Below are 17,727 nucleotides of genomic sequence, written 5' to 3'. Positions count from 1 at the left end.
GCAAATAAAAAAATAAACTCGCTTAAAAACAAAAACCGGGGCACAAGGCCCCGGCTTCCATCAACGCAACGCTTAGACGCGTTCGAAGACGGTGGCAATGCCCTGGCCAAGACCAATGCACATGGTGGACAACCCGAAGGTACCGCCATTTTGCTTCATTACATTGAGCAAAGTGCCGGAGATACGCGCACCTGAACAACCAAACGGGTGACCCAGAGCGATGGCACCGCCGTGCAGGTTAACCTTCTCATTCATCTTGTCGAGCACTTTCAAATCTTTCAGCACTGGCAGAGCCTGTGCAGCGAAAGCTTCGTTAAGCTCGATGAAGTCGATATCGGCCATATTCAAGCCCGCACGCTTCAATGCTTTTTGTGTAGCCGGTACTGGACCATAGCCCATGATCGCTGGATCCACACCGGCAACCGCCATCGAGCGGATGACTGCCAACGGCTCCAGACCCAAGTCTTTGGCACGCTGGGCAGACATCACGATCATGCACGAAGCACCATCGGTGATTTGCGACGAAGTGCCTGCAGTCACGGTGCCGCCTTTAGGGTTGAACGCAGGTTTCAACGCCGCCAGGCTTTCCAAGGTGGTATCTGGACGAATGGTTTCATCGTAGTCGAAAACTTTCAGGAAACCGTTTTCGTCATAACCCTGCATCGGGATGATTTCGTCCTTGAACTTGCCTTCTACCGTCGCCTTGTGGGCGAGTTGGTGAGAACGCACGGCAAAGGCATCCTGTTGCTCACGGGTAATACCGTGCATCTTGCCCAGCATTTCCGCGGTCAAACCCATCATGCCCGAGGCTTTTGCCGCGTACAGCGACATGTGCGGGTTAGGGTCAACGCCGTGCATCATGCTCACGTGGCCCATATGCTCGACGCCGCCAACCACGAACACGTCACCATTACCGGTCATGATCGCTTGCGCTGCAGTGTGCAGGGCGCTCATGGACGAGCCGCACAGGCGGCTCACGGTCTGCGCAGCAGAGGTGTGCGGGATCTGGGTCATCAGCGACGCCATGCGCGCGATGTTCCAGCCCTGCTCCAGGGTCTGGTTTACACAGCCCCAGATCACGTCTTCCACTTCGCCCGGGTCAACCTTGTTGTTGCGCTCCAGCACTTTGCTGATCAAGTGCGCAGACATGTCTTCAGCACGGGTGTTGCGGTGCATGCCACCCTTGGAGCGGCCCATCGGGGTGCGACCGAAGTCTACAATCACCACGTCTCTAGGATTCAAGCTCATAATTTCACTCTCACTCTAATGGGGCGCTTAACCGAAGAAGCTCTGGCCGTTTTTGGCCATCTCACGCAGCTTCGCCGTCGGGTGGTACAGCGCGCCCAGTTCAGCGTACTGATCAGCCAGTGCTACAAACTCTGCAACACCGATCGAGTCGATGTAGCGCAGAGCGCCGCCACGGAACAGCGGGAAGCCAATACCGTACACCAGGCCCATGTCGGCCTCGGCTGCAGTTTCAACGATACCGTCTTCCAGGCAACGCACGGTTTCCAGGCACAACGGGATCATCATCCAGTTGATGATGTCTTCGTCGCTCACGTCGCGCTGCTCGTAAACGATCGGCTTGAGTACTTCAAGCACGCTCGAATCAACCACTTTCTTCTGCTTGCCGCGTTTGTCTTCTTCGTAGGCGTAGAAGCCCTTGCCGTTCTTCTGACCCAGGCGCTTGGCCTCGTACAGAGCGTCAATCGCCGAACGACGGTCGTCTTTCATACGGTCCGGGAAGCCTTCAGCCATCACGTCACGACCGTGGTGGCCGGTGTCGATACCGACCACGTCCATCAGGTACGCCGGGCCCATTGGCCAGCCGAATTTTTCCATGACCTTGTCGATGCGCACGAAGTCGACACCGGCGCTGACCAGCTTGGCAAAACCGCCGAAGTACGGGAACAGCACACGGTTGACCAAGAAGCCCGGGCAGTCATTAACTACGATCGGGTTTTTACCCATTTTCTTGGCATAGGCAACGGTGGTTGCTACAGCCAGATCGCTGGACTTCTCACCGCGGATCACTTCCACCAGGGGCATCATGTGCACCGGGTTAAAGAAGTGCATGCCGACGAAGTTTTCCGGACGCTTGAGGGCTTTGGCCAACAGGCTGATGGAAATGGTCGAGGTGTTGGAAGCCAGAATGGCGTCTTCGCGAACGTGATTTTCCACTTCCGCCAGTACGGCTTGCTTGACCTTCGGGTTCTCGACTACAGCTTCGACCACCAGGTCGACGTTGCCGAAATCGCCATAAGACAGCGTAGGACGAATGCCATTCAGCACTTCGGCCATTTTCGCCGGGGTCATGCGACCCTTGTCAACGCGACCTACCAGCAGCTTGGCGGCTTCAGCCAGCCCCTGCTCGATGCCGTGCTCGTTGATGTCTTTCATCAGGATCGGCGTACCTTTGGAAGCCGACTGATAGGCAATACCGCCCCCCATGATGCCAGCGCCCAGAACGGCAGCCTGCTTCACGTCTTTGGCGATCTTGTCGTAGATTTTTGCTTTTTTCTTCAGTTCCTGATCGTTCAGGAACAAGCCGATCAAGCATTGCGAAGCTGAGGTCTTGGCCAGTTTGGCAAAACCTGCGGCTTCCACTTCCAGCGCCTTGTCACGACCGAAGTTCGCGGCTTTCTGGATAGTCTTGATTGCTTCAACCGGTGCCGGGTAGTTTGGACCCGCCTGACCAGCTACAAAACCTTTGGCGGTTTCGAAAGCCATCATTTGTTCGATTGCGTTGAGCTTGAGCTTTTCCAGCTTCGGCTGGCGCTTGGCCTTGTAGTCCAGCTCGCCACTGATGGCACGCTTGATCAGGTCCAGCGCGGCAGCGCGCAGCTTGTCAGCCGTCACCACAGCATCGACGGCGCTGACTTTCAGAGCATCTTCGGCGCGGTTTTCTTTGCCCGAGGCAATCCACTCAACCGCGTTATCAACGCCGATCAGACGCGGCAGGCGCACGGTGCCGCCAAAGCCTGGGTAGATGCCCAGCTTGACTTCCGGCAGGCCGATTTTTGCGCTATCAGCCATGACCCGGAAGTCAGCAGCCAGACACATTTCCAGACCGCCGCCCAACGCGATGCCATTGATGGCCGCGACGGTAGGCACATTGAGGTCTTCGAAATCACTGAAGATCTTGTTGGCTTCCAGGTTGCCAGCGATCAGCTCGGCATCCGGCAATTTGAAGTTTTCGACGAATTCGGTGATGTCGGCGCCGACGATAAACACGTCTTTACCGCTGGAAACGATGACGCCCTTGACCGAAGCATCTGCCTTGATCGCATCTACCGCCTGACGCAATTCGTTCAGGGTTAGACGGTTGAACTTGTTGACGGACTCACCCTTGAGGTCGAACTTCAGTTCGACGATGCCACTTTCAAGAGCCGTAACCGTGATGGCTTTACCTTCGTAAATCATCAACTGATCTCCAGGATATGGAAGCTGAACAGTACACGTCGCACGCCTGCGTCTGGCTGTCATTGACCTTTGCGTCAAGGTTGATGCCAATACGCCAGACACACCCGCCAACGCGATAATCGGGGTTGAATGAGAGTCGTCTGACATGACAAACACTCAATTCATACGCCCGTTTGATTTGGGTGTCGACACCTTCACGGAAAAGCGATCGATTGTCAATTGTCCAAAACAATGATGACAAAACGACCCGGTAGTCAGTTCAAAAACACATTTCGCCTGCGGGATGCGAGCCTGCTCGCGATCGCATCACCTCGGTGTAACTGATAGACCGCACCGCCTGCATCGCGAGCAGACTAGCTCCCACACAGGGTGTGCAGGTGCTCATGCCAGCGCCTTAAGCACTTCATCAATCGCCTTCAGCACTTGCGCCTCGCCCTTCTCGCCCCATACCAGCACGATCATTTGCCCATCGGCCTCAACTTTATAGACGTTGGCCGGAAGCTTTTTGAACTGCTCCAGCAAGCGCTCATCCTCACATTCTTCTTGCCAGCGATTGAGCCATTTTCCCGGTGCCGATTGCCAATAGCACCAAACATCAGGCTTAGTACTGCGGCGCGGGCGGTGATACTGCGCGCAAGAACCGGGCGGCTGCGGCTCAAGCCAATGCGGCCACTCCTGAGGCGCCAGCTGCATGGACAAACCAATGCGCCGTGCCTCCATGCGCAAATCCATCCGCCCGCTTTGCCCCCGGGAAGGCCGCAACCAGGCCAAAGGGCTGAGAACCAGTGCCAGGATTGACACCACTATCCATACCGTCATATCTGTACTCTCATAACTTGATAAACGAATGACCCGGACTTGAACCAAGGCTCTGGAAAAGGGCCATACTCATAACTGATCGCCATTTACAGGAGCACCCCACATGCCCTACGAACATATTTTGGTCGCTGTCGACCTGACCGACGAATGCGACCCCGTGATCAACCGCGCCAGCGAAAGCGCCAAGGCCAACGGCGCCAAACTGTCGCTGATACACATCGTAGAACCGATGGCGATGGCGTTTGGCGGCGACGTGCCAATGGATCTCTCGCAACTGCAACAACAACAGTTCGATCAGGCCAAGGAACGCCTTGAGCGGCTGATCGCCAAGTACCCGCAGTTGCACAAGGATTACTGCCACCTTAACTACGGCCAGCCGCGCCAGGAAATCCACGCCTTGGCCAAAGCGCAAAAATGCGACCTGATCGTGGTCGGCAGCCACGGCCGTCACGGCCTTGCCCTGCTGCTGGGCTCTACCGCCAACGACGTACTGCACGGTGCTCCGTGCGACGTGCTGGCTGTCAGCCTGAAAAAACCTGATTAAGTTTATCTGCATGTAACAACAAAAAAGCCCGGCACCTTGTTAAAGGGCCGGGCTTTTTCAATTCAGCACAGGGTCAATCAGGCATCCAGCTCAGCCCAGCGCTCAACCAGTTGCTCAAGCTCGCCTTGCAGCTTTTCAAGCTTGGCGATCACTTCAGCGGTTTTAGCAGCAGGCAGCTGATAGAAACCAGCGTCGGCCATTTCTGCTTCAACAGCAGCAATCGCCTGTTCTTTGGCGTCGATATCAGCCGGCAAAGCTTCCAGCTCACGCTGCAGCTTGTAGCTGAGTTTCTTTTTCGCCGCAGGAGCAGCCTGAGCCGCCACAGGAGCCGGTGCAGCCTCGACCACGGCCGAGTTCAGGTCGGCCTTGCCGGACTTGCTCTCGGTTACGCCCAGCAGGCGCGGTGAACCGCCCTGACGCAGCCAGTCCTGATAACCACCCACGTATTCACGAACCTTGCCTTCGCCCTGGAATACCAGAGTGCTGGTAACCACGTTGTCGAGGAATGCCCGGTCGTGACTGACCATCAGCACAGTGCCCTTGAAGGTCAGCAGGACCTCTTCGAGCAGCTCCAGGGTTTCAACGTCCAGGTCGTTGGTTGGCTCATCGAGCACCAGCAGGTTAGCTGGCTTGCTGAACAGTTTGGCCAGCAACAGGCGGGCACGCTCACCACCCGACAGCGCCTTGACCGGCGTGCGGGCACGCTGAGGGCTGAACAGGAAGTCGCCCAGGTAGCTGAGCACGTGGCGGCTTTGACCGTCGATATCGATAAAGTCGCGGCCTTCGGCCACGTTATCGATCACGGTTTTTTCCAGATCCAGTTGATGACGCAGCTGATCGAAGTAAGCCACGTCGATGCGCGTACCCTCTTCAACTGTACCTTCGGTTGGCACCAGGCCGCCCAGCATCAGCTTGAGCAGTGTGGTTTTGCCCGTACCGTTGGCACCCAGCAGACCAATACGGTCGCCGCGCTGGAGCACCATCGAGAAGTCCTTGAGCAGGAACGGACCACCCGGGTGAGCAAAGCTGACGTTTTCCAGCACCATTACTTGCTTGCCGGACTTGTCGGCCGTGTCCAGCTGGATGTTGGCTTTACCGGTACGCTCGCGACGCTCGCTGCGCTCTACACGCAGTTCCTTCAGGGCGCGTACGCGGCCTTCGTTACGGGTGCGACGAGCCTTGATGCCTTGGCGGATCCAGACTTCTTCCTGGGCCAGACGCTTGTCGAACAGCGCGTTGGCGGTTTCTTCCGCGGCCAGTGTGGCTTCCTTGTGGACCAGGAAGCTGGCGTAGTCGCCGTTCCAGTCGATCAGGCCGCCACGGTCCAGTTCCAGAATCCGGGTAGCCAGATTTTGCAGGAATGAACGGTCGTGGGTAATAAACAGAACCGCGCCCTGGAAGCCCATCAAGGCCTCTTCGAGCCAGGCGATTGCACCGATGTCCAGGTGGTTGGTCGGTTCGTCGAGCAGCAGCAGATCCGGTTCGGAAACCAGTGCTTGTGCCAACAGAACGCGACGACGCCAGCCGCCAGACAATTCGGCAAGGGTTTTATCAGCCGGCAACTGCAGACGGCTCAAGGTGCTGTCGACCAATTGCTGCAAGCGCCAGCCATCACGGGCTTCGAGGTCTTGCTGGACGTGCATCAGCTTGTCCAGGTCAGCATCGGTGACGATGTTCTGGCTGAGGTGGTGGTACTGGGCCAGCAACTCGCCAACACCGTCCAGACCTTGGGCCACAACGTCGAACACGGTCCGCTCGTCGGCTACCGGCAACTCTTGCGGCAATTCGCCAATCTTGAGGCCGGGCGCGCGCCAAACAGAGCCGTCATCGGGTTTTTGATCACCTTTAACCAGCTTCATCATGCTGGACTTGCCGGTACCGTTGCGGCCGATGATGCACACCCGCTCTCCACGGGCGATCTGCCAGGACACCTTGTCCAACAACGGCATAGAGCCGAAAGCAAGGGACACATCGCTGAATTTGAGCAGGGTCATGAGCTTCTCCAAAAACTGGGCGCGCATTCTACCTGATTTGTACCCTTGGGCGGCCGGGTATTTCTTGTACGGTGCCCTCTTCCCTTCATTTAGTGCCAAGTTGCACCCGTTGGCCTGCAAGGCTTTCACGCGCCGCTGGCAAAAGGCTAAGCTACGTAACAATCAGTGCTGGCCCGCCCCGCACTCGTCACGTTTTTTATCTGTACGGAAGCCTCATGCGCAGTCGTCTCTTCAACTTTTTATCCTGCCTGCTTCTCACTAGCTGTGCCGTGCAAGCCGCCCACGGCGCAGACCTGACTCAACAACGCCAACTCTACGACCAAGCCAAGCTCGCACTGGCCAAAGGCGATTCCGGCCCTTATTTTCAGAATGCTTCAGCCCTGCGCACTTACCCGCTGACGCCCTACCTGGCCTATGACGAGCTGACCGCACGCCTGAAGTCAGCCAGCAACACCGAAATCGAGCAGTTTTTGGCTGAACACGGCGACCTGCCGCAAGCCAACTGGATGAAACTGCGCTGGTTACGCTGGCTGGCAGACCGTGGCGACTGGGCTACTTTCGAAAAGTATTACGACCCCAAGCTGAATTTCACCGAACTGGACTGCCTCAATGGCCAGTATGAGTTGCAACACAACCGCAAGGCCGAAGGGTATGCCAACGCCGAAAAACTGTGGCTGGTCGGTAAAGCGCAGCCCGCAGCCTGCGACGCACTGTTCAGCCAGTGGGCCGCCGAAGGTCAGTTGACCGAGAAAAAACGCTGGCAGCGGGTCAAGCTCGCTGCCGAGGCGCGCAATTACGCCCTGGCGACATCATTGGCCAATGGCCTCAATACCCTGGGCCCACAGGCCAGACTGATGATTGATGTGGCGCAAAAGCCCGACATGCTGAGCCAGCCATCGCGCTTTGCCCCAGCCAGCGAGGCAATGTCTGACGCCGTAGGCCTGGGCCTGCGCCGCCTGGCCCGCCAGGATCCGGAAAAAGCCGCAGCCCTGCTCGACACCTACGCCACCAATATGCATTTCTCGCGCGACGAAAAAGTCGCCATCGCCCGGGAAATCGGCCTGACGTTCGCCCGCCGCTACGACAGTCGCGGGCTGGACATCATGACCAAATATGACCCGGAGTTGCGTGACAACACCGTCACCGAATGGCGCCTGCGCCTGCTGCTGCGCCTGGGTCGCTGGGAAGACGCTTACCAGTTGACCCGCAAGCTTCCACAAGATCTGGCAACCACCAGCCGCTGGCGTTACTGGCAAGCGCGCAGCCTTGAACTGGCCGAACCGAAGAACCCACAAGCACTGGCGCTATTTAAAAAAGTATCCAACGAGCGCGACTTCTATGGCTTCCTGGCCGCTGATCGGGCGCAAACGCCTTACCAGCTCAATAACAAGCCACTGATGCTCAGCCCGCAACTGATCAAAAAAGTACGCAACACTGCAGGTGTGCAGCGCGCACTGGAGTTTCATGATCGCGGGCAAATCGTCGATGGCCGCCGTGAGTGGTACTACGTCAGCCGCCTGTTCAACCGCGACGAGATGGTCGCCCAAGCCAAGCTTGCCTATGACCTGAAGTGGTATTTTCCGGCTATCCGAACCATCAGTCAGGCCCAGTACTGGGATGATCTGGACATTCGCTTCCCGATGGCCCACCGCGACACGCTGGTGCGTGAAGCCAAGCTCCGCGGCCTGCATTCCAGCTGGGTATTCGCCATTACCCGCCAGGAAAGCGCCTTTATGGATGACGCCCGCTCCGGCGTGGGTGCCAGTGGTCTGATGCAATTGATGCCAGCCACCGCCAAAGAGACTGCACGAAAATTCAATATCCCGCTGGCATCACCGCAGCAGGTGCTGAACCCGGACAAGAATATCCAGTTGGGCGCGGCTTATCTGAGCCAGGTACATGGCCAGTTCAATGGCAACCGGGTGCTGGCCTCAGCGGCCTACAACGCCGGGCCGGGACGCGTGCGTCAATGGCTCAAAGGTGCCAACCATCTGGGGTTCGACGTATGGATCGAAAGTATCCCGTTCGACGAAACACGCCAGTACGTGCAGAACGTGCTGTCTTATTCGGTGATCTACGGCCAAAAACTCAACGCACCACAGCCCGTGGTGGACTGGCATGAGCGGTATTTTGATGATCAGTAACTGATGCCCACCCGCACACCGGAAGGTGTGCGGGGAATCAAATCCTGTGGGAGCCGGGCTTGCCCGCGATGGCCTCAATGCAGACTGCATGAGAGACCGCGTCGCTTGAATCGCGAGCAAGCCCGCTCCCACAGGGGTTGGTAGCGTTATTCCAGAATCGTTACAGGCATCCCGACTTCCAGCACGCCATTGCTGTCGTTCACCAGGTTCTGACCGAACATGGTGCCCTCTTCCTGCTTGCGATAGGTCATCAGGGTCACCAGCGGCTCACGCTGCTCATCACGGACACCGGTTTGCGGATCAACGGTGGTCAGGATGCAACGCGAGCAGGACTTGACCAGGCGAAACTCGACATCACCGATACGGATGCGCTTCCAGCCGTCTTCGGCAAAGGCCTCGCTGCCTTCAATCACCAGGTTGGGCCGAAAGCGCAGCATGTCCAAAGGTCGTCCGACCTTGTGTGAAATGTCATCCAGAGACGCCTGACCAATCAACAACAGCGGGTAGCCATCGGCAAATGCGACCTTGTCATCATCACGGCCATAGCCCGCCTGAGTGGTGCGTGCCCGCTCCAGTGGCACGTGCACCAGCCGCACCGGTTTTTCCACAAAGCGGCTTAGCCAGTCGGCAGCGGCATCCCCCGCATCCGGCACACGCAAGGTGTCACGCCAGATGGTTACGCCCCGAAGATCGGTATCCGCCTCAGGCACTGCCACGTCCAGCGCCTCAAACCCCTGAGCATTCAAGGTCAAACCGCCTGCCGCATTCCAGAGCGCGGACAGCTGGCTCATTTTTGGATCGGCACGCTGGGTAAGAAAACGCCCGCTTGCTTCATCCACCAGCATCCAGCGTCGATCACCGACCAGCCCCAACTTGTCCAGCCGGGCCTGAGGCAGGCTTTCACCCTTGCCGGATTTCAGTGGAAAACGATAAAGCGCGCTTAGACGCAGCATGACGCATGCTCCCTGCAGGGTAAAAAAAGGCCACAATATACGAGCCAATCACCAATGCAAAGATACGCAGCTTCACGCAGGCACTTGGTCCAGCATCAGGCGCTGACGCACAACATCCACCAGTTTGTCCGGCTGGAATTTGGACAGGAAATTGTCGCAACCGACCTTTTTCACCATTGATTCGTTGAAGCTGCCAGACAGCGAGGTATGCAGCACCACATACAGGCTGCGCAAACGCGGATCGTTGCGAATTTCAGTGGTCAACCGATAGCCATCCATTTCCGGCATTTCGGCATCGGTAAATATCATCAGCAGCTTGTCGGTCATGTCCTGACCGGTGTCGGCCCAGCCCTTGAGCATGTTCAATGCCTTAAGACCATCGCTGGCGATGTGCATTTTGATCCCCAGTTGCGAGAGCGTTTCGCGCAGTTGCGCCAAGGCCACGCTGGAGTCGTCGACCAGCAGCACTTCACGCCCCCGCACCTGCTCAAAGATCGGATCAGCAAGCTTCTCCCGCGACACCTTGGCGTTGTACGGCACGATTTCAGCCAGGACTTTCTCCACATCAATGATCTCGACCAATTGGTCATCAACATTGCTGATAGCGGTCAGGTAATGCTGGCGCCCGGCACTGGTGGGCGGTGGCAGGATGGCCTCCCAGTTCATATTGACAATGCGGTCGACCCCACCCACCAGGAAGGCCTGCACCGAACGGTTGTACTCGGTCACGATGATGGTGCTGTCTGGGCCTGGCACCAGAGCACGCATGCCAATCGCCCGGGACAGGTCGATCACTGGCAGGGTTTTGCCGCGCAAATTGACCACGCCACAGACATGGGGATGGCGGTGTGGCATCAGGGTCAGTTTCGGCAGTTGCAGAACCTCCTGCACCTTGAATACGTTGATCGCGAACAGCTGCCGACCTGCCAGGCGGAACATGAGAAGTTCCAGTCGGTTTGCACCGACCAACTGAGTGCGCTGGTCTACCGTGTCGAGGATGCCGGCCATGAGTAACTCCTGAGCGTAGGAACTTGATGACCAACCTTATCGGCCGAATTCCCGCAACCTTGATATCGGATAGCCACCAACTATCCCGCAACGCTTCACTGGCCCAGCAATGGCGACCCCACCGGCAAATGAACCTTCAAGGCGCCCTTGCGCACCGTAAAGCGCATGGCGTCACCCTCAAGCGGCTCGCCATCGAGATTCATTGAAAGACCCTCGGCAGCCTTGATTTCAATCCAGGGCAGGCGCGCCCGAACAAACAGATTATCCAGCCCCCAACCCTCTGCCATCAGACTCTTCAGGGTGCCTACGATTTCCTGGGGCGCAGGCAAGATACTGATGTCCAGCAAGCCATCATCGACCAGGGCTTCAGGGCACAACGCTTGCCCGCCTCCCGCCTGGCGACCGTTGCCGATTCCCAGCGCCAGCAGCTCGCCTTTCCAGTGAAAATCGGGGCCCTGCAACTCGGCGTACGCCGCGTGCAGCTCGCTGAAGCGCGACAGACCGGTAAACAGATAGGCCGCGCCGCCCAGGACTTTTTTCAAGTCTTCGGACGTATTCGCCGTCACCTGGCTACCAAAGCCCCCGGTGGCCATGTTCAAAAACAACTGACCACCGACCTCCCCCAGGTCAATCGCCCGGGCAGGCGTATCGAGCAAGGCCAGGGCTTCGTGGGGCTCCAGCGATACACCTGCCGCTCGCGCAAAATCATTGGCAGTGCCCAGCGGCAACAGCACCAGACTGGCTTCGGTATCGGCCAGCGCCATGGCCTCACAAATATCGCGCAAGGTACCATCACCGCCGCCAGCGATCAGATGGGTGTAGCCAGCATCCAGCGCTTCGCGCACCAGACGCTGTGCATCCCCGGCCTCCCATGTCAGGCGTACTGCCAACTCCCAGCCTGCCGCACGCTGATGCTCAACGGCCGCCCGCACCTCTTCGTTAAGGGCTTGCTTGCCATGCAAAATCAAAAACGCCTTACCTGAACTCATGCTCCATCCCTCGTCATAAACGGCCTGAATGCTTGGACAACAGCCAGAGCAGAAAGACCCATACCGTCATGATTTAACAACCACAGGTCGATCAAAGCCGCAGAACCCGTCAGACTTCAACGTCTGACAGCAATTCAATGATTCTAGAGGCGTTCTGAATGAGCACACTGGTTCCCTGCATCATCGCCGGTGGCGCTGGCACCCGGCTGTGGCCAGTGTCGCGAGAAGCCATGCCCAAGCCCTTTATGTGCCTGCCAGACGGCCAGAGCCTGCTGCAAAAGACCTTCAGTCGTGCAATCGGCCTACCTGATGTTGGCCAATTACTGACTGTGACCAATCGCGACGTCTTTTTCCGCACGCTCGACGATTACCGCCCACTGAATGCCTGCGGCGTCGAGCTGGATTTTATCCTTGAGCCTTTCGGCCGCAACACTGCCCCGGCGATTGCCGCCGCCGCCCTGCAGGTGGCGCAACGCTACGGTGGCGATGCACAACTGCTGGTGCTGCCCGCCGACCATCTGATCACCGACATCGCGGCCTTCGGTCAGGCGGTCGACAGTGCCCGGCAATTGGCTGACCGGGGCTGGCTGGTAACATTCGGCATTTTGCCAACCCGAGCCGAAACCGGTTTCGGCTATCTCGAGAAAGGCCCGGCGCTGAGCAGTGGCGGCTTTGAAGTGGCGCAGTTTGTTGAAAAACCTGACACCCGGACGGCCCAGGACTACCTCGATGGCGGCCTGCATCTGTGGAACAGCGGCATGTTCTGCATGCGCGTCGACAGCGTGCTGCGCGAATTCAAGACCCACGCGCCTGAGGTACTGGCCGCAGTGATCCATTGCCTGGAACACAGCCAGGTGTTCCAGGGCCAACAGCAGCGCCACCTCGAACTGGATAGCCCGAGCTTCGCCCTGGTGCCCGATATCTCTATCGACTACGCACTGATGGAGCATTCGCAAAAAGTGGCCGTGGTGCCCTGCCAACTGGGCTGGAGCGATATCGGCTCCTGGCAGGCGGTACGCGAACTGAGCCCGGCAGACGCCAATGGCAACCAGTGCAATGGCGAACACGTGCTGCACGACGTACATAACTGCTACATCGATTCACCCAAGCGTCTGGTGGGCGGGGTGGGCCTGCATGACCTGATCATTGTCGACACACCGGATGCGCTGCTCGTCGCCGATGCCAAGCGCAGCCAGGACGTTAAATATATTGCCCAGGCGCTCAAGCTTCAGGGCCACGATGCTTATCGCCTGCACCGCACCGTGACCCGCCCGTGGGGGACTTACACCGTGCTGGAAGAAGGCCCGGGGTTCAAGATCAAGCGCATCGTGGTCAAACCTCTGGCCGCGCTGTCCTTGCAAACGCACCAGCACCGCAGCGAACACTGGATCGTGGTCAGCGGCAGGGCGCAGGTGACCAACGGCGACCTCGATTTTATCCTCGATACCAACGAGTCCACCTTTATCAAACCCGGCAGCCCTCATCGCCTGAGCAACTGCGGGGCGGTTGATCTGGTGATGATCGAAGTGCAAAGCGGCGAGTACGTGGGCGAAGACGATATCGTGCGTTTGACCGATATTTATGGGCGCGCGCCGATTACGTAGCAGCTGCCATAGGAACGAGGCTGCGTTCGGCGACGGAGTCGTCGTAAACTCTGAGAGCCGGGTTTTACTGGCACACCGCAGTGCCTGATTTCGCGACGACTACGTCGCCGAACGCAGCCTCGTTCCTACGGCAGCTGCTACAAGTTCTCCGCCCCACAAGGCGTCAACCCAGCACTTCACTCAACGGGATAAAGCCCACCCAGTCGCCTTCAACCAGGGTGCGCTCTTCGAGCACTTCCACCAGCCCGTCGGCCCAGGCCGCGCTGCGTAACACGCCCGAACTCTGGTTCTTGTAGATCAGCGCACGCCCTTGCTCCAAGCGACCGCGCAAGTACTCGCGGCGATTGCCCGGCTTGGGCCATACAAAACCGGCTGGCACCTGGAACTTCAGCGGTTCGACCGCTTGCACGCCCTGACGGCGCAGCAGGTAAGGTCGTGCAAGCATCGCGAAAGTAACCAGGGTCGAGGCCGGATTGCCCGGCAAACCAATCACCGGCACGCCGCGGAAATGCCCACAGGTCAGGGGTTTCCCCGGTTTGATTGCCAGTTTCCACAAGGCCAGCTCGCCTTCTTCGCGCAGAGCAACGCCCAAATAATCGGCCTCGCCCACCGACACCCCGCCGGTAGACAAAATCAGGTCAACCGCACTCAGCTCACCCAAGCGCTGACGGGTCGCAGGCAAGTCATCGGGCAAGATCCCCGCATCGACCACTTCACACCCCAATCGCGTCAGCCAACTGCTGAGCAATACGCGGTTGCTGTTGTAGATTTGCCCAGGGCCCAATGGCTGACCCGGCTCAACCAACTCATCACCCGTCGACAACACGGCAACTTTGACCCGACGAATCACTTGCAGCGTGGCGCAACCCAGGGACGCGGCCAGCCCCTGTTCAACCGGCCCCAAACGGGTGCCTGCCGACAGGACTACTTCGCCAATGGTGGTTTCTTGCCCTTGTGGGCGAATGTTCTGACCGGCATGCAAGGCTTGAGTAAAGGCCACACGACCGTCAGCCTGCACCTGGGCGTTTTCCTGCATTTCGACGCAGTCCGCCCCCTCAGGCACAGGCGCGCCGGTAAAGATCCGCGCACACGTCCCGGGAGCCAAGGGCTCTGGCGCCGCGCCCGCAAAAATACGCTGGCTAACCGCTAGCGGCTCACCCGACCAATCGGCCACATTCAGCGCATAACCGTCCATCGCACTGTTAGGCCACGGTGGCAGATCAAGACTTGAAATCAGGTCATGGGCCAACACCCGGCCAGCACTGGCTGCCAGCAGCACCGACTCGGTATCGCGGATCGGCGCAGCTTCGGCCAACGCCAGCAAGCGCGCCAAAGCCACTTCGACGGGCATCAGCTCGCCCGTACGGCCTGGCTTACCCACGGCTTTCACAGGCCGGTGCCTGCTTCAAGTGGGCGACGAAGTTACATGGGCGATGGCGTGAGTCCAGTTGCTCGGCCAAAATTGCGTCCCAACCGGTGCGTACCGCGTTGGTCGAACCCGGCAGGCAGCACACCAGCGTACCGTTGGCCAAACCGGCCAAGGCCCTGGACTGCACGGTCGACGTACCAATGTCAGCCAGCGAAATTTGACGGAACAACTCGCCAAAGCCATCAACCTGTTTATCCAGCAGGCAACTCACGGCTTCAGGCGTGCTGTCGCGTGCAGTAAACCCTGTGCCGCCAGTGATCAGCACCACTTGCACCTCATCCTCGGCAATCCAGGTCGCGACCTGGGCACGGATTTTATACAGGTCATCCTTGAGCAGCTCCCGAGCAGCCAGGTTGTGCCCGGCATCACTCAGGCGGTCGACAAAGACCTGGCCAGAAGTATCGGTTTCGAGAGTCCGGGTATCACTGACGGTCAGAACGGCGATATTTAAAGGTACGAAAGGTGCATCAACCTTGGCTTTCATAGACGAGGTCCAGTTGTAGGAGAAACAGCCCGGTGTTATATCACAGCCCTTCTTTTTGCTGGTTGCGCGGAGTCCTTTATGCACCAGTTTCAATGCTCAATTTTGCTGCTGGCAGGCGGACGCGGCCAGCGTATGGGCGGTCAGGACAAAGGCCTGGTGACGTGGCAGGGCAAACCATTGATTGAGTTCGTACAGCGCATTGCTCGCCCGCTGACCGATGATCTGATCATTTCGTGCAATCGCAACCACGACCGGTACGCAGAATATGCCGACCAGTTAGTCAGTGATGGCAATGATGATTTTGACGGCCCTCTGGCGGGGATCCGAGTGGGTCTGGCCGCGGCCAGGCATTCACACTTGTTGGTGTTGCCGTGTGATGTACCCAACATGGACAGCGACTTGCTCGGCGCACTGCTTGGCGCGGCTGGCGAACACCCCGATCAACCGGTGATGGTGCGTCACGGCGAACAGTGGGAGCCGCTGCTGTGCGTGATCCCGACTGCACTGGCACCCGCCTTCGAAGCTGCATGGGCGAGGGGCGAACGCAGTCCACGCAAAATCATGCTGCAGCTCAATGCTCGGGCCTGGCAATGCGCGGACAATGACTCTCGACTGACTAATTTCAATACGGCGGACTTCCTGAAATAATCCGCGCAGGTGTCCGCGCGACACTAGCAATGGAACTTGCAGACGATGTATACGTCTCAGGGACAGTTAATCCATAACAGCACATTCACTTGTTGGAGATACACCATGACTAACCGGACTCTCGCCGCCCTTATGCTCGCTGCTGGCCTGGCTGCCCTTGCCGGCTGCTCTTCGCCTTCAGTGATCACGCTTAACGACGGCCGTGAAATCCAGACAGTCGACGCGCCAAAATACGATGACGCTTCGGGCTTCTACCAGTTCAAACAATTGGACGGCAAAGAAACCCGTATCAATAAAGACCAGATTCGTACCGTCAAAGAGCTGTAAACCTGCTGTGGGAGCGAGCTTGCTCGCTCCCACACATCCAGAGATCCGCTCACCAGTCCAGCTGAATCCGGCTTTCAAAAAAACGTTCTTCACCCGTCCGCGGGTCGACAAAGCGCAAGCTCTGGGCCAGCAGCTTTAGCGGGTTGGCGTAGTCATCGACAGCATCCTTGAGTACCTCGGGGTAAAACGGGTCATTGCAGATTCCCGCCCCCAGTGCCGCCATATGCACCCGCAACTGGTGTTTTTTCCCGGTGACCGGGTACAGCGCATAACGCCACAAATCACCATTTTTCTCACAGAGATCGACCAAGGTTTCGGTATTGCTGACGCCCTGCCCTTCTTGCATCCGGAAAAACGGCTCGCCTTCGACCAAGCGGCTTTTATGCACCAGCGGCAGTGCCAGATCAGGCAAGGCCCGAGCGATGGCTTCGTAGCGTTTTTCAATTTTTCGAGTGGGAAATAACGACTGATACGCCGAACGACTCTGCGGGTTAGCCGAGAACAGCACCAGGCCCGCTGTATGCCGGTCGATCCGGTGCAACGGCACTAGATGCGGGTTATCCAGCGTTCGGATCAAGCGTCGTAACAGCGTTTGCTCAACATACTCGCCCGCCGGGGTCACCGGCAGAAAGTGCGGCTTGTCGGCCACAACCAGATGCTCATCGGCATACAGGATGGTTTCTTGCACCGGGATCGGTGTTTCGTTGGGCACTTCGCGAAAATAGTGAATGCGCAGGCCTTCTTTATAGGCCAACAGTGGGCTGATCGGCGCGCCATTAACGTCCAGGACCCGGCCACGGGCGATACGGTCGAGCCACTGGTCGCGGCTGATGGCGCGAAAATGCTCACACAGACAGTCGAGCACCGTCAGCCAGCTGCCTGGCGGCAGATACAAAGTGCTGGCTTGATGCTCGGCGGCGTTGAAAGGCTGGGGCGACATAGAGGAACTCGGACGATAAATGCAGCCGGCGATTATCGCGCAAAGACCCGGGGTTTATCCGAGAAAGTTCACCACTTGCTCAGCATCAAAAGGCCAGTCCAACTCCTGGCCCGTGTCTACCCGACGCAATACGGGTATACGCAGACCGTAACTTTCAAACAGCGCGTCGCTGTCAGCGATATCGACCAGTTCGACCATCAACCCATGCTCAACCAAAGGCATTAGAATCGCTTCGGCCAGCTCACACAGGTGGCAGCCCAAGGTGCCGAACAATTGACATTCGGGAGGCATAAATAACGACCTAAGTAATAAAGTGTTCATCTTAGGAGCCTTGCCGGGCGACGTCGACCCGTAGCAGATACCACCAGTCACTTCACCGATGTTGCAATACAATCGCTCTATTACGCTCCTTGCGACTACG

Annotated in this window: 16 protein-coding genes; 5 read left to right on the top strand and 11 right to left on the bottom strand. The window is 58.1% G+C overall.

Translation table 11 applies throughout. The annotated features are described in order from the left end of the window. Positions 1-72 precede the first annotated feature (72 nt). The 3 genes from fadA to U5A05_RS07235 form a co-directional block, all read right to left on the bottom strand. A complete protein-coding gene (gene fadA / locus U5A05_RS07245) occupies positions 73-1,248 on the bottom strand; it encodes an acetyl-CoA C-acyltransferase FadA (protein WP_261741444.1) in 1,176 nt (391 codons plus the stop codon). A gap of 27 nt (positions 1,249-1,275) precedes the next feature. After that, a complete protein-coding gene (fadB, locus tag U5A05_RS07240) occupies positions 1,276-3,423 on the bottom strand; it encodes a fatty acid oxidation complex subunit alpha FadB (protein ID WP_321836025.1) in 2,148 nt (715 codons plus the stop codon). A gap of 381 nt (positions 3,424-3,804) precedes the next feature. Further along, positions 3,805-4,242, bottom strand: coding sequence for a hypothetical protein (locus tag U5A05_RS07235; protein WP_261741442.1), 438 nt, complete (start codon positions 4,240-4,242; stop codon positions 3,805-3,807). A 103-nt stretch (positions 4,243-4,345) separates the two neighbouring features. Between U5A05_RS07235 and U5A05_RS07230 the strand changes: the two genes are divergently transcribed. Next, positions 4,346-4,786, top strand: a complete 441-nt coding sequence (locus tag U5A05_RS07230) for a universal stress protein (RefSeq protein ID WP_019827477.1) — start codon at positions 4,346-4,348, stop codon at positions 4,784-4,786. Positions 4,787-4,863: 77 nt separating this feature from the next. On the opposite strand, the gene U5A05_RS07225 is transcribed toward U5A05_RS07230, so the two are convergent. Further along, positions 4,864-6,780 (bottom strand): ATP-binding cassette domain-containing protein, encoded by a 1,917-nt coding sequence (locus U5A05_RS07225; protein WP_261741441.1) that lies wholly within the window; start codon positions 6,778-6,780, stop codon positions 4,864-4,866. A gap of 215 nt (positions 6,781-6,995) precedes the next feature. Here U5A05_RS07225 and U5A05_RS07220 point away from each other — a divergent pair, with 215 nt between their 5' ends. Continuing rightward, positions 6,996-8,924 carry a transglycosylase SLT domain-containing protein gene (locus U5A05_RS07220; RefSeq protein WP_261741440.1) on the top strand — a complete coding sequence of 643 codons (1,929 nt, stop codon included), beginning with the start codon at positions 6,996-6,998 and terminating at the stop codon, positions 8,922-8,924. Between the two features lie 146 nt (positions 8,925-9,070). On the opposite strand, the gene U5A05_RS07215 is transcribed toward U5A05_RS07220, so the two are convergent. The 3 genes from U5A05_RS07215 to yegS form a co-directional block, all read right to left on the bottom strand. Further along, positions 9,071-9,877: an MOSC domain-containing protein gene (locus U5A05_RS07215; RefSeq protein WP_321836024.1), complete on the bottom strand. Its 807-nt coding sequence runs from the start codon at positions 9,875-9,877 to the stop codon at positions 9,071-9,073. 72 nt (positions 9,878-9,949) lie between these two features. Beyond that, positions 9,950-10,885 carry a chemotaxis protein CheV gene (locus tag U5A05_RS07210; RefSeq protein ID WP_321836023.1) on the bottom strand — a complete coding sequence of 312 codons (936 nt, stop codon included), beginning with the start codon at positions 10,883-10,885 and terminating at the stop codon, positions 9,950-9,952. Positions 10,886-10,980: 95 nt separating this feature from the next. Then, positions 10,981-11,874, bottom strand: a complete 894-nt coding sequence (gene yegS / locus U5A05_RS07205) for a lipid kinase YegS (protein ID WP_321836022.1) — start codon at positions 11,872-11,874, stop codon at positions 10,981-10,983. A gap of 158 nt (positions 11,875-12,032) precedes the next feature. Between yegS and U5A05_RS07200 the strand changes: the two genes are divergently transcribed. Further along, positions 12,033-13,478 carry a mannose-1-phosphate guanylyltransferase/mannose-6-phosphate isomerase gene (locus tag U5A05_RS07200; protein ID WP_321836021.1) on the top strand — a complete coding sequence of 482 codons (1,446 nt, stop codon included), beginning with the start codon at positions 12,033-12,035 and terminating at the stop codon, positions 13,476-13,478. 163 nt (positions 13,479-13,641) lie between these two features. Here the strand turns inward: U5A05_RS07200 and U5A05_RS07195 are convergent, their stop codons facing one another. Continuing rightward, positions 13,642-14,868, bottom strand: a complete 1,227-nt coding sequence (locus U5A05_RS07195) for a molybdopterin molybdotransferase MoeA (RefSeq protein WP_321836020.1) — start codon at positions 14,866-14,868, stop codon at positions 13,642-13,644. Beyond that, positions 14,852-15,391 (bottom strand): molybdenum cofactor biosynthesis protein B, encoded by a 540-nt coding sequence (moaB, locus tag U5A05_RS07190; RefSeq protein WP_321836019.1) that lies wholly within the window; start codon positions 15,389-15,391, stop codon positions 14,852-14,854. Before moaB ends, U5A05_RS07195 begins: the two co-directional genes overlap by 17 nt. A gap of 78 nt (positions 15,392-15,469) precedes the next feature. Here moaB and mobA point away from each other — a divergent pair, with 78 nt between their 5' ends. Both mobA and U5A05_RS07180 read left to right on the top strand, forming a co-directional pair. Continuing rightward, complete coding sequence (gene mobA / locus U5A05_RS07185; protein WP_321836018.1) at positions 15,470-16,039, top strand: molybdenum cofactor guanylyltransferase MobA; 570 nt, start codon at positions 15,470-15,472, stop codon at positions 16,037-16,039. A gap of 105 nt (positions 16,040-16,144) precedes the next feature. Then, entirely contained in the window at positions 16,145-16,366 is a 222-nt protein-coding gene (locus U5A05_RS07180; protein ID WP_261741432.1) for a YgdI/YgdR family lipoprotein, read from the top strand. Positions 16,367-16,415: 49 nt separating this feature from the next. Here the strand turns inward: U5A05_RS07180 and U5A05_RS07175 are convergent, their stop codons facing one another. Next, on the bottom strand, positions 16,416-17,306 hold the full coding sequence (locus U5A05_RS07175; protein WP_321836017.1) for a pseudouridine synthase: 891 nt from the start codon (positions 17,304-17,306) through the stop codon (positions 16,416-16,418). A 54-nt stretch (positions 17,307-17,360) separates the two neighbouring features. Continuing rightward, on the bottom strand, positions 17,361-17,597 hold the full coding sequence (locus U5A05_RS07170; RefSeq protein ID WP_261741430.1) for a glutaredoxin family protein: 237 nt from the start codon (positions 17,595-17,597) through the stop codon (positions 17,361-17,363). Positions 17,598-17,727: the final 130 nt, after the last annotated feature.

This window comes from Pseudomonas kulmbachensis, from assembly GCF_963681935.1.
GTDB classification, from domain to species: Bacteria; Pseudomonadota; Gammaproteobacteria; order Pseudomonadales; family Pseudomonadaceae; genus Aquipseudomonas; species Aquipseudomonas kulmbachensis.
This window is presented reverse-complemented; position numbering and strand designations above follow the sequence as displayed.